Source organism: Ruegeria sp. BHSB172 (genome assembly GCF_059613165.1).
This window is the reverse complement of record NZ_JBXWRZ010000005.1, coordinates 146836-162483: the sequence shown is the minus strand read 5'-3', so window position 1 is coordinate 162483 and position 15648 is coordinate 146836. Positions and strand designations below refer to the sequence as shown.

General features: G+C 56.8%; 10 protein-coding genes, 2 tRNA genes and 2 rRNA genes. 12 read left to right on the top strand and 2 right to left on the bottom strand.

Features of this window, described 5'->3' with window-relative positions:
- From AC2FM3_RS04910 to AC2FM3_RS04890, 5 genes are all read left to right on the top strand, one after another.
- Positions 1-355, top strand: a 23S ribosomal RNA gene (locus AC2FM3_RS04910); the annotation flags it as partial.
- A 192-nt stretch (positions 356-547) separates the two neighbouring features.
- Positions 548-662, top strand: a 5S ribosomal RNA gene (gene rrf, locus AC2FM3_RS04905).
- Between the two features lie 87 nt (positions 663-749).
- Positions 750-826, top strand: a tRNA-Met gene (locus AC2FM3_RS04900).
- A gap of 428 nt (positions 827-1254) precedes the next feature.
- A complete protein-coding gene (locus AC2FM3_RS04895; protein WP_496679523.1) occupies positions 1255-2724 on the top strand; it encodes a tannase/feruloyl esterase family alpha/beta hydrolase in 1470 nt (489 codons plus the stop codon).
- Positions 2669-3001, top strand: coding sequence for a hypothetical protein (locus tag AC2FM3_RS04890; RefSeq protein WP_496679520.1), 333 nt, complete (start codon positions 2669-2671; stop codon positions 2999-3001). Before AC2FM3_RS04895 ends, AC2FM3_RS04890 begins: the two co-directional genes overlap by 56 nt.
- Before the next feature lie 5 nt (positions 3002-3006).
- Here AC2FM3_RS04890 and AC2FM3_RS04885 read toward each other — a convergent pair.
- Positions 3007-3083 (bottom strand) — tRNA-Arg (locus AC2FM3_RS04885).
- Positions 3084-3856: 773 nt separating this feature from the next.
- Here AC2FM3_RS04885 and AC2FM3_RS04880 point away from each other — a divergent pair.
- A complete protein-coding gene (locus AC2FM3_RS04880) occupies positions 3857-5542 on the top strand; it encodes a tryptophan halogenase family protein (protein WP_496679518.1) in 1686 nt (561 codons plus the stop codon).
- A gap of 741 nt (positions 5543-6283) precedes the next feature.
- Positions 6284-6499, top strand: coding sequence for a hypothetical protein (locus AC2FM3_RS04875; protein ID WP_496679516.1), 216 nt, complete (start codon positions 6284-6286; stop codon positions 6497-6499).
- A 2198-nt stretch (positions 6500-8697) separates the two neighbouring features.
- On the opposite strand, the gene AC2FM3_RS04870 is transcribed toward AC2FM3_RS04875, so the two are convergent.
- Complete coding sequence (locus AC2FM3_RS04870) at positions 8698-9681, bottom strand: AraC family transcriptional regulator (RefSeq protein ID WP_496679515.1); 984 nt, start codon at positions 9679-9681, stop codon at positions 8698-8700.
- A gap of 215 nt (positions 9682-9896) precedes the next feature.
- On the opposite strand from AC2FM3_RS04870, the gene AC2FM3_RS04865 reads away from it, so the two are divergent.
- The 5 genes from AC2FM3_RS04865 to AC2FM3_RS04845 are packed head-to-tail and all read left to right on the top strand — an operon-like array spanning position 9897 to position 15645.
- Entirely contained in the window at positions 9897-11456 is a 1560-nt protein-coding gene (locus tag AC2FM3_RS04865; protein WP_496679513.1) for an amidohydrolase family protein, read from the top strand.
- Positions 11453-12808: a metal-dependent hydrolase family protein gene (locus tag AC2FM3_RS04860; protein ID WP_496679512.1), complete on the top strand. Its 1356-nt coding sequence runs from the start codon at positions 11453-11455 to the stop codon at positions 12806-12808. Before AC2FM3_RS04865 ends, AC2FM3_RS04860 begins: the two co-directional genes overlap by 4 nt.
- Before the next feature lie 49 nt (positions 12809-12857).
- Complete coding sequence (locus AC2FM3_RS04855; RefSeq protein ID WP_496679510.1) at positions 12858-13061, top strand: hypothetical protein; 204 nt, start codon at positions 12858-12860, stop codon at positions 13059-13061.
- Positions 13061-13939, top strand: coding sequence for a hypothetical protein (locus AC2FM3_RS04850; RefSeq protein WP_496679508.1), 879 nt, complete (start codon positions 13061-13063; stop codon positions 13937-13939). The genes AC2FM3_RS04855 and AC2FM3_RS04850 overlap by 1 nt, the downstream gene beginning before the upstream one ends.
- A 5-nt stretch (positions 13940-13944) precedes the next feature.
- Entirely contained in the window at positions 13945-15645 is a 1701-nt protein-coding gene (locus AC2FM3_RS04845) for an amidohydrolase family protein (RefSeq protein WP_496679505.1), read from the top strand.
- The last annotated feature ends 3 nt before the right edge of the window (positions 15646-15648 follow it).

Below are 15648 nucleotides of genomic sequence, written 5' to 3'. Positions count from 1 at the left end.
GCTGGTCCCAAGGGTACGGCTGTTCGCCGTTTAAAGAGGTACGTGAGCTGGGTTTAGAACGTCGTGAGACAGTTCGGTCCCTATCTGCCGTGGGTGTAGGAGACTTGAGAGGAGTTGCCCCTAGTACGAGAGGACCGGGGTGAACGATCCACTGGTGGACCTGTTGTCGTGCCAACGGCAGTGCAGGGTAGCTATGATCGGACAGGATAACCGCTGAAGGCATCTAAGCGGGAAGCCCCCCTCAAAACAAGGTCTCCCTGAGGGCCGTGGAAGACCACCACGTCAATAGGCCGGAGATGTAAGCGCAGCAATGCGTTCAGTTGACCGGTACTAATCGCCCGATAGGCTTGATTTGATCCAGTAACAGAAAGACAAATCAAACCAAAAGCATACACCGACCTTGACAATGGATAGCGTCGCAGCACCAAGCCGCGATATTGATTGATTATACAACCGAGTGGCAACACGCCTTTTGCAAGCAAAAGACGCTGTCTGCCACCCGTCGCTTTCTTGCTCGCAAGAAAGTCGACCTGGGGATTTTCCTCGGTTTGGTGGTCATAGCGCAAGCAAAACACCCGGTCCCATCCCGAACCCGGAAGTTAAGTGCTGCAGCGCCAATGGTACTTGGGCTCAAGCCCCGGGAGAGTAGGTCACCGCCAAACCTAGAAAAATCCCCAAACTCTCTAAACGATCAAAAAATCAAAAAACGGCCTCAAAAAATCTCTGCAGGCCAAACGCCAAAAAAATGGCGCGGGGTGGAGCAGCCAGGTAGCTCGTCAGGCTCATAACCTGAAGGTCAGAGGTTCAAATCCTCTCCCCGCAACCAAATTCCTTACGAAATATCAAATGCTTAACCCCGCATCACGCAGGGCTTTCGGCGTTCCGCAAACTCCCGTGGAAGCACTGTGGAAGCAGCAGGAGCGGTAAATGGGTGTGTGGCAATTCTGTGACATGGAGCCCGTAGGGACTTTCTTGGGGCTCTCCTGAACAAAACGTGGTTTCAGCAAGAAAAGCGCCGAATAGTTTTCGTTGATCAGGTCAAGTCGTTGGCAAGAGCCTTACGTGGACATGGACTGCCACGCTTTGATTCGGAAAATTCTTTGACATATATCATTTTGATATTTCTGCCAACGTGCAGAATTCTTTGCGTTTGCGCAAAACGGGGGAAGATTAGTGAATTTTTTTAGAAAAATGGTTTTGGCAAGTTTGGCTGTTCCGATATCGCAAACAGCATGGGCTCAATCCGAGTGTAGCGTGGATACGCTGCCACCACTTCCCGATGTGAAATATCTAACGGTGCAGCAACTGCCGGAACCGGTCGCTCATTGCAAGGTTGCAGGGGTGATCGGGACCGAGACCAATTTCGAGCTTTTGTTGCCGGACATGTGGAATGGAAAATTTGTCATGGGAGGTGGTGGTGGTTTCGTCGGTTCGGTCGTCAACGTGGCTTTGGCCTATGGTGCGTTGCAGAAAGGTTATGCCACGGTGGGTACCGACACTGGCCATCAAGGTCACCCAATCGACGCAAGCTGGGCCCTGAACAACCTTGAGCGAGTCGTAAGCTTTGGCCACCAAGCCGTGCATCGAACGGCAGTCACGGCCAAAGCGCTGACAGCGGAATATTACGGTAAGCCCAGTGCCCGCGACCTTTTCATTGGATGTTCGCGCGGCGGCGGGCAGGGAATGATGGAGTCACAGCGCTATCCGGACGATTTCGACGGTATCGTTGCAGGCGCGCCGGCCTATAACTGGACCCACGCGCTGGGTGCCGGTGCGGTGCAGATCAGCCAAGCCATGTTTCCTGACCCCAACGATCTCGGGCGCGCCGTGATTGGGCCTGAGGATCAGCAACTGATTGGGGAGGCCGTTCTGACCCAATGCGATGCGTTGGATGGCATTGAGGATGGCATCCTCATGGACCCGCGCCAATGCGACTTCGATGCATCCACATTGGCTTGTGCCGAGGGTCAGAACAGCGGTTGTCTGTCTGAAGAGCAGATCGGCGCTGCCAATGCCATTTACGATGGTCCGAAAGACCCGCAAGGTCAGCTCTTTCCGGGGTTCCCTGTGGGCGGTGAGCTTAGCCCGTCAGGCTGGGGGAACTGGATGACTGGCGGTCTGGACGTGGGCATGGACCTGAGCCATTTCCAGGAGGGTGTAGAAACGGCGGGCGGATTTGAATTGCCGCCAATGCCAAACGCTTTGTTCGGGTTCGGCAATGGGGTTTTGCAATACCTTGTCTATCACGACCCTGACTGGAGTTATGCCGAACAGGACTGGGATACTTTCCGCGAAGATGTGAAGACGGCCGCGCAGACGTTGAATGCAACTGACCCCGACCTTGCGGCATTTCGAGACCAAGGCGGCAAGTTGTTGCTTTTCAACTCGTGGAACGACATGGCAGCAACTGCCTATGGCACGATCCAGTATTATGAAGAGGTATTGGCAAATGACCCCAGTGCCTTGGATGACGTGCGGTTGTTCATCATGCCGGGTGTGGATCACTGTTCCGGCGGTATAGGCCCGGATTGGGTCGATTATCTCGACGTGATCGATGAGTGGGTGGAAACCGGAGTTGCGCCCAACAGCGTGTTGGCGGTCTGGCGCGAGACATTGGGTCACGGTACCGGCGCGCGTCCCGTATGTGCCTATCCAAAAGTGGCGCAGTATGACGGTGCGGGCGATCCTCGCGATCCGGCAAGCTTTACCTGCGCAGAGCCTTGAACCCGGTGATTTTGGTGAGAACGCGAACATGAAGAAAGGTCCTATCGTTCGTATTTGGGTCTTCGTGTTGCTGGCTGTGCTATCGATTTGGCCGGATTGCGCGGCGGCACAAGACTTACATGTTCTGGCCTCTCTGCTGGCTGAGAACCGCTTCCAAGGTGTCGTTGAGGCCCACGACGAACTAACAATCAAACCAGACCACCACGAAGTGGGCACGCCAGAAAACCCGTTTTTGTCGGAAAAACGGACTTTGGATGTCGAACGTCAGGAGAATTAGTTGAGTGGCGCCCACGGGAGGACTCGAACCCCCAACAGCCCGATTAGAAGTCGGATATTCTATCCAGTTGAATTACGTGGGCGCAGGTGAGCTTTTATTGACAATGTCAGTAGACAAGTCAACTTGGTAATTTTCTGGTGATGTTACCAGTTTTTAGCCATTTAATATCAATCAGGTACGTGAATTGGGCGCTATTGCAGCTCTATCCAGTTGAGCTAAGGAGCCGGTGAGTCTTTCAGGGCCAGGTTTCAAGGGGCAATCGCAGGAAGAATGAGCCGGACCCCGTAAGCGCAGCGGACCATCCCGCATTAGGTGTAAGAGCCTTGCTTTCAGCGACGCATTTCCAGCAAAAAATGCCGACTGTCAGAGTTCGGAGTAGCGTAGATCTCGAAAGACAGGCATACCTGCGCGCGTACATCATCACCAAGATTGGTCAACGCATTTGCAGTGAGAAACTAAAATTATGCAAGTGGAGCGTGTGGTGATCGACCGCGCGTCGGTCCGTCGACGAAAGCGGGCATGCTCCACTTCGCTGTCATATCCTGCTGGATGAAGCACACCCATTGATATGCGCGGTCCGTGTGAAGACCGGTTTTGCAGAGTGCTGGAGCTGGAAACAGCCCAAACTCCGGCGGGCCAAGATTTTCGTCGGCGAAAGATTCCGCGCCCTTTGAATATCCTTCGGGGTGCCCCTGTCATTGACCGGCACGTCGCTTCAGGCACTTGGCTTTCCTGTTCAGACGAACCGTTTTGCTCAAGGGCCCGCCCATCGGCTCGCGGCCAACCTTGATGCTTCGTGGAAGCGGGATATGCTGCTATAACGCCCAAAAATAAAACCAACAGGGACAGAACCACATGAACAACCGTTTGAGCAAAATCACCATCGTTGGTGGCGGCACGGCAGGCTGGATGACCGCGCTTATCCTTGAGATGGTGTTCTCACGCACATCGGCGCCAAAGGACCGGCCGCGTATCTGCTTGATCGAAAGCCCCAATATCGCAACCGTAGGCGTTGGCGAGGCTACCGTGCCGCGGATGCCGGTCACGCTGCGTCAGGCCGGCATTTCCGAGCGGGATTTCTTCCGCGAGACCAATGCGTCCTTCAAGCTGGGCGTCAAGTTCTGCAACTGGAACAAGGATGCCAAGGGCGATCGCATCGACTATGTGAACCCCTTTGCCCACGGCCAGATGATCGAGGGGCTGGACGCCGCCGAATATTTCCTGCGTTTCGGGAATGGTGATCGGGATTTTACCCAGTCGATCGCACCGCATGATGATCTGGGTCGCCTGTGCAAGGGCGCGCGGCCGCTGGGGCAGCCGGAGTTCGAGCAGCGGTTCGGGTATGCCTATCACCTGGATGCCGTCAAATTTGCCGGGATGCTGACCAAGGTCTGCACCAAGCGCGGCGTCGAGCACATCCAGGACGAGGTGCAGTCGGTCGAACTGGACGAGCAGGGAAATGTCAGCCACCTGATGCTCGAACGCAAGGGCCGTCATGACATCGAAATGGTCATCGACTGTACCGGGTTCCGCGGCCTGATCATCAACCAGGCGCTTGGCGAACCTTTCATGGACTATTCGGATTACCTGCCCAACGACCGCGCGATGGCGTTGCAGATCGAACACCCCGACCCGGACAAGATCGAAAGCCTGACGCGCGCCACTGCCCTTGGTGCCGGGTGGACATGGCGGGTGCCGCTGTTCAACCGCGTGGGCACCGGCTATGTGTTTTCCTCGGCGCATCGGACCGACGATCAGGCGGCGGATGAATACCTGGAATGGTTGGGGGACAGCGGCAAAGGCGCGACTCCGCGCGTGATCCCGATGCGGATCGGGCGCGTGCGCAACGCCTGGGTCAAGAACTGCGTGGCGATCGGTCTGGCGGGCGGGTTCATCGAACCGCTCGAGAGCACCGCGATCCACATGATCGATCACGCGGTGCGCTGGTTTGCCGAACATCTGCCGACCAAGGCCATCGAGCCCTCTTTGAGGACACGGTACAACCGGCAGATGAACAAGCTCTATGACGAGGTTCTGGAGTTCATCTGCCTGCATTATCGTCTGGGCAATCGCACGGATGACCAGTACTGGATCGACGCGCGCACTCAGTTGAAAGTGCCGGATCGGTTGGCCGAAAATCTCGACCTGTGGCAGAATCGTCTGCCCCTAGAGCGCGACATCGAATTCGCCACCCTGTTCGACTATCGCGTGTATCAGACGGTTCTGCTGGGCAAGCAGGTCTATGACACCGGATACGGCCCCGGCATTCGCGAACGTCTGCGGCCGCTGAAGAAGCCGATCTGGTTCCAATGGTGGAAAGGGGCCAAGATGGATCTTGCAAAGATCCTCAAGACGATGCCCGACCACAAGACCTTGCTGCTGGATATCCGTGGAGAGCTGGATCGCCCGGCCTTCGGCAAGGCAGTCACGGCGAAACCGACCGTGGCGATGCCTGGAACAGTTCCGGCGCCGGTGGTCGTTCAGAACATGCCGAACCTCGCCGAGATCCGCAGCGGAGCAAAGGATCTTCAGCTGTTCTAGGGCGCAAGGGTACGTGCCTGGCTGACGGGCGGCGGCTGGCAAGTCGCCGTCGGTCGCGTTCTCAGGCCGCTTGGCGTAGGCCACACCACACCGGTTCCGAACGCGCCGGTCACGTCAGAACGGGCGTCGACCTTGGTAACCGCGTCCAAAAGCCCAAATGGGCTCATCGACGGTCGGATAGCGGGTTTTGCGGAAAAATTTGGTGGAGCCTAGGGCCACCATACCCTCTTTGAAATCACTACGCTTTCTGCCAGTCGGGACATCTCGCCCCCACATAGAACCCCACATAGTGCTGACTTCGAGTGATATCAACTGCTGTCTTAGGTAGGTCTGATAGCATGAATAGGTATCACGTTTTACTTTGTAGGCTACGACCCAGCCACTCCCGCACACCGAACCTTTCAAGGTTCCGTTGACGGGCAGAATGTCCGCACGGCTATGGAGCAAACTGCTCGATTTAACTTTTGGACACCCGGATGAGCTGACGTGTCCCGTGAGCAGACCCCCTTGAAGGTGCCAATTGTCCAAAAATCTGGCCCCTCGGAAGGAAGCGCTCCGAATAAAAGGGAGCCTATATGGAACGCCCGCTGCCACAGGGCGTTCTCACTGAGTTACGCAAATCCTTCACCTTTGAGGAAAGGCCAATCTGAAAATCTCCGGCCCCTTGAGGGAAAGGTATTGAGGCCCTGCAATGCGCGGGCCTTCCGCATTTTGAAACAACCAAACCAAGGAGAAGGAGAAATGACCAATTTCGAAACACCATTCGAATACGCACAGGCAGCAGTCCTGTGGGATGATCGCCGCTACGAGATCGTGCCTGTACTAGTTGATCGTTACGGCCTGACCGAGGCGCAAGCAGACGAAACCGTGACCGCCGCGCAGCAGGGATACCTGATGCAAGTGGAGGCGGCGAACCCGGAGGCATGGAAGCAGCTGAACCTTTCACCTCTTCTTTGACAGCGTGTCAGCGCCTCACACAACTCCGGTAAACAGCGGTCACCCAACAGAGCAAACCAAGCTGGCGCTGAAAGTGGATGTTGCGCTCGCCGGTCCCCTTTCGAAGTTGCAACACGGCATGACCATTCCAATCGAAGGAGAAGAAAATGAACACTATCATTGCCGCCCTAATGGCGGCATTTGCTTTTTCGGTGATATTGCGATGAGTTGGAGTTAGCGAAAACCTTGGCCGCTCGACAGAGACCCGAGAGCAATCCCCGACGGCATCCGCCCCGGCATGATTGTTCAGTCGAATTTGATATCACGCCCTCACATGGCCAACTGGATCGAAGACTATGGCACGGCCCGACCCAAATGGACTGATAGAGTTCGATGGAATGATTTTTGTCGCTTCACCGCTCTCAAAGCGCGAGCAGACAAACGGCAATCCTTCAAAAGCTCACCTGCACAAACACCGCCGTGAAAGAGCCTCGGCTATTCAATTGAGATTAGACCTCGACGGCAGGCGTTGTGTGGTCTGCGGCGAACCAATACCGGCAGATCGTCAAGCCAACGCAATGTTCTGTTCCCGCAGAGGTTCTTGTGCCCGAAAGATCGACAACAACCGTCGAAGGGCCATTGAGAGGGTGAGCCGTCCAACACTAGAAATCAACCAACTTTACGAGCGACTTTCCAATGGAGAGCTGCGTGGTATTGCCAAGATAAACGCCATACAGACCGTTTCGCTGTGGCTCCAAGTCAACGGTCCTAACGTTAGAGCAGTTTCCCGATAGTGTGACGATCTCTCACTACGGTGAAAAACGAACGAACCAATTCGGTTAGCAACAAGTCGGCCATTGTTGCGTCGATGAACTGTATTTCTAGGTCGTCGAGTTGACCGTCTGTGCGAGCGATCTTGTGAGGAAACGCCGTCGTAGCGCCGCCGCCTGCCTGCTGCTCATTCCATTTGTTGTCGCCATAGAAACAGCGCTTCAGGACATAGCGACCACATTGTACCGAATTCACTGCTCGTTGGCGGGTTGGAAGGTGGGCTCGAAATCTTGAAATGGTGCGTTGGTATGGTGCTGGCATTAGGCGCTACGACACTTTTCCCACCACTTATGTTTGGCGTAGCACTTGTACTCTGTTTCGCTCCGCCAAAGCATCAGTGATGCGCCAGAGCGCGCCTGGTAAGGCGATACCCAGTGGTTCCAAACATCCCAGATCAGGATAACGCGGGTAACATTTAATCCAAGCTGCGGTTCGTGCCGTATTATTTATTCTCCCTGTTGGTCCCCGTGTTCGCGCCTCCCAGCGCAAATGCAATTTTTTTTAGAAAAAAAATCCCGGCTTCGCGATACCCCCTCCCCAAGGCACCGCGAAGCTGGGGCCTCTCCGGAACTGAGATGTCCGCCGGAGATGGCAGCACGAAATGGGAGGCGTGCGTTTTCTCAGAAAACACGAAGCGAATAAAGCAGCTAGCTACCGATTTTCATTAAAGATTATCCAAAAGGTTTATTACTATTTATGCCCCGGTTCGGCCCAGCCATAAAAATGTTGGAGCGAGGAATGTCAGAACGTCGTAGAGTGGTAAGCCCCACCGGCTTTGCTGGCTAGCTGCCGGGGAACAGCAACATAGCTGAAACTCCGGTGGGGCAAAGTGCTGGTCGTGCAGCACCTGCTAGTTAGTTAGGTCCAACTAGTGAGAAGGCAAAAACCACTGCTGGCCATGCTGTTGCTTCTGGCGTTGGGCGACGCGCCAGCGGCCTGGGCTCTGGACCCGTAAAACGGCCAAAAGCAGCCGTTCGATGCCAGGTGCTTCAACGACCGGCTTGCGGACTTAGCAGCCTGATGCAGATGCGGCGAACTTCGCGATCGAACTCGCATCCCGTCTCGGAGAACACCTCGACGCCGTCGCCGGGGAGCTCAACGAGCGGCCGAGAATAACCTTGAATTACTTCTCGCTAGTGGAGAAGTTCGAGGAGTGTGTTGCGGCCATCGGTTGAACCGGCAGCGCAAACCGGACATTCACGACCAAGCATTGCAAACTCCGAAATATACAACAAAACTGCCAGTTGCAGAGATTGCATCGATGTTGGCAACCCACCAATTAATGCCGTCGGCTAATTTATTAACGTCGCACTACAACTTCTCCAAACTGATCCAACGAGTACCTCATCTTCCAAGCTTTCTTTTGGCTCAAGGGAGCAGAGAACGGGTCACTGAATTTGCCGATATTCGGTCGGTGTGACACCAGTCCATCTCTTGAACGCTCTGGAAAAACTTGTTGCACCGGAGAAACCAAGCAACTCGGCGATCTCCTCGTTCGGTGCGGATCTATCGCTGTCGAGGATTTCTAGGGCCCTTTCTCTACGCACCTTGTCGCGGATCTCCTGGAACGAGGTGCCCAATCCAGCGATCGTGCGCTGTAGGCTCTTTGGGTGGACGCCAAGGTGACGCGCGAGTTCCTGGAGGCCGAAGGTTCGCTCGCCAATCCTTTGGAGGCAGACTTTTTCGACCCATGTCAGGATTGCATCGCGCGGGGAAGTATCACGGAACTCTCCACGCGAGGTGGGTGGGATTTTCCAGTTCAGGGCTAGTGGCCGTTGCAGCCACTCAGAGGGAAACCCGATCTGAACACCGTTGCACTTTCGTTTCAAGAAAGAAGACTTCGGAAGCAGATCCGGCGGAATACCCGCGTTTTCCTGCGCCGTAACTGTTATACGAGACGGATTGAAATCGTCTTCGGTCACTAACCGCAGGAGGGTCAACCACAGGCTCGCAGTGGCGGCATCTGCCTGAACGACGGGTGCTGCCGGTAAGAAAGTCCTCTCAGCTCGGATCACGGTGACATTTGCATTGATTTGGAGGGAGTATCGAACGTTGTTGATCTGCCGGTCGAGTTCGAGAATAGCCAGCGGTAGGAACTCTGCGAGGGTGTGGGATATCGCATAGCTCTCCCGGACAAAGACGGGGCCCGCCTCGACGAACGCCTCAGCTGCGCGCGCCGAGAAATACGGATCGTCGAGTGCATCGGCCATTTCCTCGACGGCCTTGTAGAGTGCATTGCCGGTGATCAGCGTAGCCGGGTCGGTGAGATCGATCTGGTCGAGGCCGGCCGCTGCTAGCACAGGGCCAATCTGGCCGCCGCGCTTCTCGAACAGATCGAGGAAGGGCAGAAGCTGTAGCGCGCGGTTGAACACGATCCCCTCAGAGACCATTCGGCAATCCCCGGTTTGAGTTCTGCGCATAGCTGTACACGCCATACTGCACCAATACTCGCAGGATGCGCTTTCTAGGACAAGATTCGACACCTCCTGTCCTGTGGGGGTAAGCCGTCTGGCTCTGATGTGCGTCTAGTATCTCTCTGAAAAGGTCACGATTCCAGAAGGTGGCCGAAGGTAAAGGGAGATCGCCTGTGCAACCAGAAAGAAACTTGCGCGCAATCGGCAGCCTGATGGTCTTGCTCGCAACCGCGACGACGGCGCTTGCCAACGACATAGTGATCCTGAACGGGCGGGTAATCGACCCGGAGACGGGCCTCGACGCGATCCGCAACGTCGGTGTGGAAGACGGCCGCATCTCCGCGATCAGCGAGTTCCCGCTTGAAGGCGACACGGTGATCGATGCCACGGGCCACGTCGTCTCTCCGGGGTTCATCGATTTGCATGCGCACGGTCAGAGCATCGGCGACTACCGGATGCAAGCGATGCAGGGGGTGACGACCGCACTTGAGCTCGAGTCCGGCGTCCTTCCCATCGGCGACTGGTACGAGGGTCAGGCAGCGAAGAACCTGCCGATCAACTACGGGGCGGCCGCGGGCTGGACGTATGGCCGGATCGCCACCTTCGACAACACCGATCCTTTGGCGACGGTCGAGTATTTCCAGGAGGCCCAGGCCGAGAACGACTGGAAGATGGAGATCGCCGATGCGGACGAAGCCGCACGCATCCTCGCCCTTGTGGAACAGGGGCTCAAGGAAGGCGGCCTCGGTATCGGCATCAATGCGGGCTATGCGCCGGGATACGGTCAGAAGGAGTATTTCGCGCTGGCGGAGCTCGCCAACGAATACGGCGTGGCCACCTATACCCATGTCCGATACGCCAGCGTGATCGAGCCGCAAAGCTCCTTCGAGGCGCTCAAGGAACTGATCGCGAATGCGGCGATCACCGGCGCACACATGCACATCTGCCATATCAACAGCACCTCGATGGCGGATATCGAGGCTACGCTCGCCCTCGTCGAAGAGGCGATGGCGAAGGGCATCAACATCACTGTTGAGGCCTATCCCTACGGCGCCGCGAGCACGGTCGTCGGTGCTGCGATGTTCACCGGACCGGACTGGCGGGAGCGGATGCAATCGACCTCGGAGAACTTCCAGCTCGGCGCCGACCGCATGACCGAGGACGAGCTGGCGGACTATCAGGCGAACAAGCCGGGCACGTTCATCACCTGGCACTTTCTCGATGAGAGCCAGCCGGACGACCTCGCGTTGCTGGACATGTCTGTCACGCATCCCGCGACGTTGATCGCGTCGGATGCGACGTTCTGGTCGTATTTCGACGAGGACGGCAGCATTCAGACCTACACGGGCGACGAATGGCCTCTTCCGGACAACGTGTTCGCCCATCCTCGATCGGCCGGAACCTACGCAAAGATCCTGCGCTCCTATGTCCGGGAACGCGGCGTCCTTTCGATGAGCGAGGCTATCCGGAAGATGTCGCTGATGCCGGCGCAGACGCTGGAAGGCTTCGTGCCGCAGATGCGCCGCAAGGGCCGGCTGCAGGTCGGTATGGACGCCGATATCGTCGTGTTCGACCTCGAGACGATCGCCGACCGGGCCACCTACGACAATGCCAACCAGCCCGCCGTCGGGGTGCAGACCGTCCTCGTCAACGGTGGATTCGTCGTTCGGGACGGTGCCCTTGTTTTGGACGCCCCTCACGGCCAGCCGATCCGACGGGAGCAAATGCAATGAGCAACAGAACACTCAGACCTTTCGCGCTTGCCGCATGCGTCGTCATAGCGTCCATGACAGCCCCTACGGTTCAGGCGCAAGACGCCGATCCGAAGGTGATTTTGTTCACGAACGTCAACGTGTTCGACGGCGTCAACGAGGCATTGATCGAAAACGCGAATGTGGTCGTGACCGATAACCTGATCACCGCCGTCTCGACAGAGCCGTTGATGGTGGCCGGCGGCCGGGTCATTGATGGTGGCGGGCGCACGATGATTCCCGGGCTCATCGACGCGCACTGGCATTCCACCTATTGCTGCGTTCCGCAGAGCGTGTTGTTCACGGGTGATATGTCCGAAGTGGCTATCAGGGGCGCGCTTGGAGCCGAAGCGACATTGCTGCGTGGCTTCACCACCGTGCGTGACATGGGCGGTAACCCGTTCTCGATCAAGAAGATGATCGATGCCGATGAACTCATGGGTCCGCGTATCGTGCCGTCAGGCGCACCGATGAGCCAGACATCGGGGCATTTCGACTACCGTGCGCTCCAGGCTGTCCCGTCGAATCCGGCCGATCCGCTTGATTATTGGAACCGGAACGGGCTGCTCATGCTGTCCGACGGAGTTCCGGACGTGACGAAGCGCACGCGCGAAATCCTTCGCATGGGCGCCTCGCAGATCAAGATTGCGGGCGGCGGGGGCGTGTCCTCCGTCTTCGACCCGCTGGACGTGCAGGAGTACACGTTCGAGGAGATGAAGGCGGTCGTCGATATTGCCGACACATGGAACACCTATGTGGCGGCGCACATATTCACCGATAGAGCGACCAGAACGGCACTCGAGGCGGGTGTGAAGTCGATAGAGCACGGCAACCTTTTGAGCCGGGAAACGATCGAACTGATGGCCGAGAAAGGTGCCTGGCTGTCGGTGCAACCGCTGATCAACGACGAGGACGCCTTCACCTTCAATGATCCAGTTAGCGCCGCGAAATGGATCGAGGCGACCGACGGAACAGACAGAGTCATCCCGTTGGCCAAGGAGATCGGCGTAAAGATGGCATTTGGGACCGACATGCTTTTCGACCCGGCGACCGCCGCCAAACAGGGTAAGTTCCTCGCCAAGATGACACGCTGGTTCACCCCTTATGAGGCTCTGAAGATGGCGACGTCCGACAATGCGGAACTGCTGATGCTGGCAGGCCCGCGCCACCCGTACCAGGAAGGTGCATTGGGCGTGATCGCGGAAGGGGCCTATGCCGACCTGATCCTGGTCGATGGCAACCCCTTGGAAGATCTAGGTCTTGTCGCCGACCCGAACGCGAATTTCGACGTCATCATGAAGAATGGCGTAATTTACAAGAATACTCTGGATTGAGCTGATGCCAAAACGTCTACCCAGTCGAAACTGAAATGGATAACTTGTCATGCACCGACAGGCTACGTTTGCAACATTGCTCGTCACGGCGACGGTTTTTCTCGCTTCTGGCGCCAGTGCCCAAGACTATGATCTTGTGATCTCCAACGGTCGAGTGATGGATCCGGAAACGCTTTACGATGCTGTTGCCAACGTGGGCATCACCGATGGCCGCATCGTCGTTATTTCAAGCGCGAAGCAGAAGGACATCTGATGAATATCACCCGAACGGCAACGCTTGCAGCCTGCGTCGTCACGATGGCTGCGGCCGCTTTCGCGCAGGATGGGTCCACCTCCGGAACGTCAACCTCGGAAAAAAAATCCAACTCGGCAGATGATCTGGCCAAGGAGTTGTCCAATCCGAATACTCCCCTGTCGAGCCTCGTGTTCAAGCAGACCTATACATCTTTCGATGGCACTCTGCCGGGCGCCGGCGATCAATCCAGCGTCTCGACACTGTTCCAGCCGGTTTTTCCCTTTCCGCTTCAGGAAGGCGGCACCACCAACCTGTTCGTGCGCCCTGCCATCGCATATGTAACCCGGCAACCTGTGTTCAACACGGTCACCGGCCAGTTCGAGAACAAGAGCGGTTGGGCAGATATCGGTTTTGACGTCGCCATCGGCAAGACATACGAGTCCGGATTGGTCACCATCGCAGGTATCCAAGGCACCATTCCGACCAACAGCGATGTTTCCGGGGGACAATGGCGCCTCGGTCCAGAAGCTTTGATCGCGCGTATCTACAAGAAGGGATATTGGGCGATCTTTCCATCACACCAATGGGATGTTGGCGGTCGCAACTACGACTACTCGACCACGCAGCTGGAAATTTTCGGGGGGTTCTATCTGCCCAATGCCTGGACAATATATACCGACTCCAAGTTGAGCTATGACTGGGTCAACGATCAGGCCACCATTCCGATCAATCTTTCGGTCAGCAAGGTCACCAAGATCGGCAACCTGCCTGTCAAGTTTAGCGCGGGCGTCGATTATTATGCCAAGTCGAATGACGCCTTTGGCCAGGACTGGTCCATCAACTTTTCGATGTCACCGGTTGTGAAGAATTTCATCTACGACTGGATCAAGGGGTAATCTCGTTGGCCAAGGAAGTCGGCGTCAAGGTGACGCCAGCAACTCTGCACAATCGAACCTTGAAAGGACAACCTGTTATGCAACGACATACGACGTTTGCAACATTGGTGGTCACGGCGACGTTTTTTCTCGCCTCTGGCGCCATTGCCCAAGACTATGATCTGGTCATTTCAAACGGTCGCGTGATGGACCCCGAAACGCTGTATGACAGCGTCGCCAATGTTGGCATCAAGGACGGTCGCATTGTCGAGATTTCCAAGGACGCGTTGACCGGGGCCGAGGAAATCGACGCCACGGGTCACATCGTAGCACCAGGATTCATCGACACGCATTTCCACTGGCAACAACCGATGGGCTATGCGCTTGGCCTGCGTGACGGACTGACGTCGAGCATGGACCTCGAGGAGGGCTGCGCAGGAACATTCATCGCGCGGTGGTACGAAGAACGCGAAGGCAAGAACCAGGCGAATTTCGGGTGCGCTTCCAGCCACGAACAAGCCCGCGCCATCGTGCTCGACGGTTTCGACGATGAGGAAACCCTTCTGCTGGGGCCGGCGGCGGCGCTGACCTCCCGCAAGGGATCGGGTTGGAGCCTGGACAAGGCGGATTACGACACCGGCAACAAGATTCTGCAAATCATCGATGAAGGCCTTCAGGCTGGCGCGCTGGGTGTGGGCTCTACGCTGGGCTACATGCGTGATGGCGTTACTACGCGCGAGTTGTTCGAGGTGCAGAAGGTTGGAGCGCGTTATGGCCGTCAGACCGCCGTACACACCCGGTTCACCCCGGACGGTGACACCCTCGAGAACGTCGGCGCCCAAGAGGCCATCGCCAATGCGCTTGCCCTCGACGCTCCTGTGCTGATCCAGCATTTCAACAATCCCGGCTGGCGTCTCACGCACGAACTGATCTCACGGCTTCAGGAACTGGGCCACAACATCTGGGGCGAGGTCTATCCCTATTCCGCTGGATCGACCACGGTGAATGCGGTTTTCCTCCAGCCGGACAACTGGGTCGAGAGACAGGGTCATCGCTACGAAGACACGATGCAGGACCCGATTACGGGTGATTTCTATACTCAGGAAAAATACGATCAGGTGATCAAGGACAACCCGACCCAGGAAATCCTTCTTTATAAGACGCCGCCGGAGGATTCCGTGAAATGGTTGACGCTCAAGGGCGTGACGATGGCCAGCGACGCGATGTTTGCCGAGCCTCTGACGGCACCCTGGAATACCCCGTTCGAGGAGCTGGGCAATACCCATCCGCGCCTCGCCGGTGCCCGCGCACTAACGCTCCGGCTGGGACGCGAGAACGACATTCCGATGATGCAACTCCTGTCGATCCTCAGCTACAACGCAGCCCATCATCTCGGACGCATGGGGCTGAAGGCCATGCAAGAGCGTGGCCGGATGCAGGAAGGCATGATCGCCGACATTGTCGTTTTCGATCCCGAGACCGTCACTGACAACGCGACCTACAATCAGGGCGCAGTCCCTTCAACCGGCTTCAAAGCGGTCATCGTGCATGGCGAGGTCACGGTGCGCGACGACGAACTGCTCGAAGTCTTCGCAGGCCGGCCGATCCGCTTCGAACCCGAGGATCGGCCGCTTTTCGAGGCAGTGTCGGAAGAAGCGTGGAACCGGGAGTTCTCGACCGGCATGCCGGATGTGGCGCCTGGCATTCCTCCGCAGGGAGGGAATTGAGCC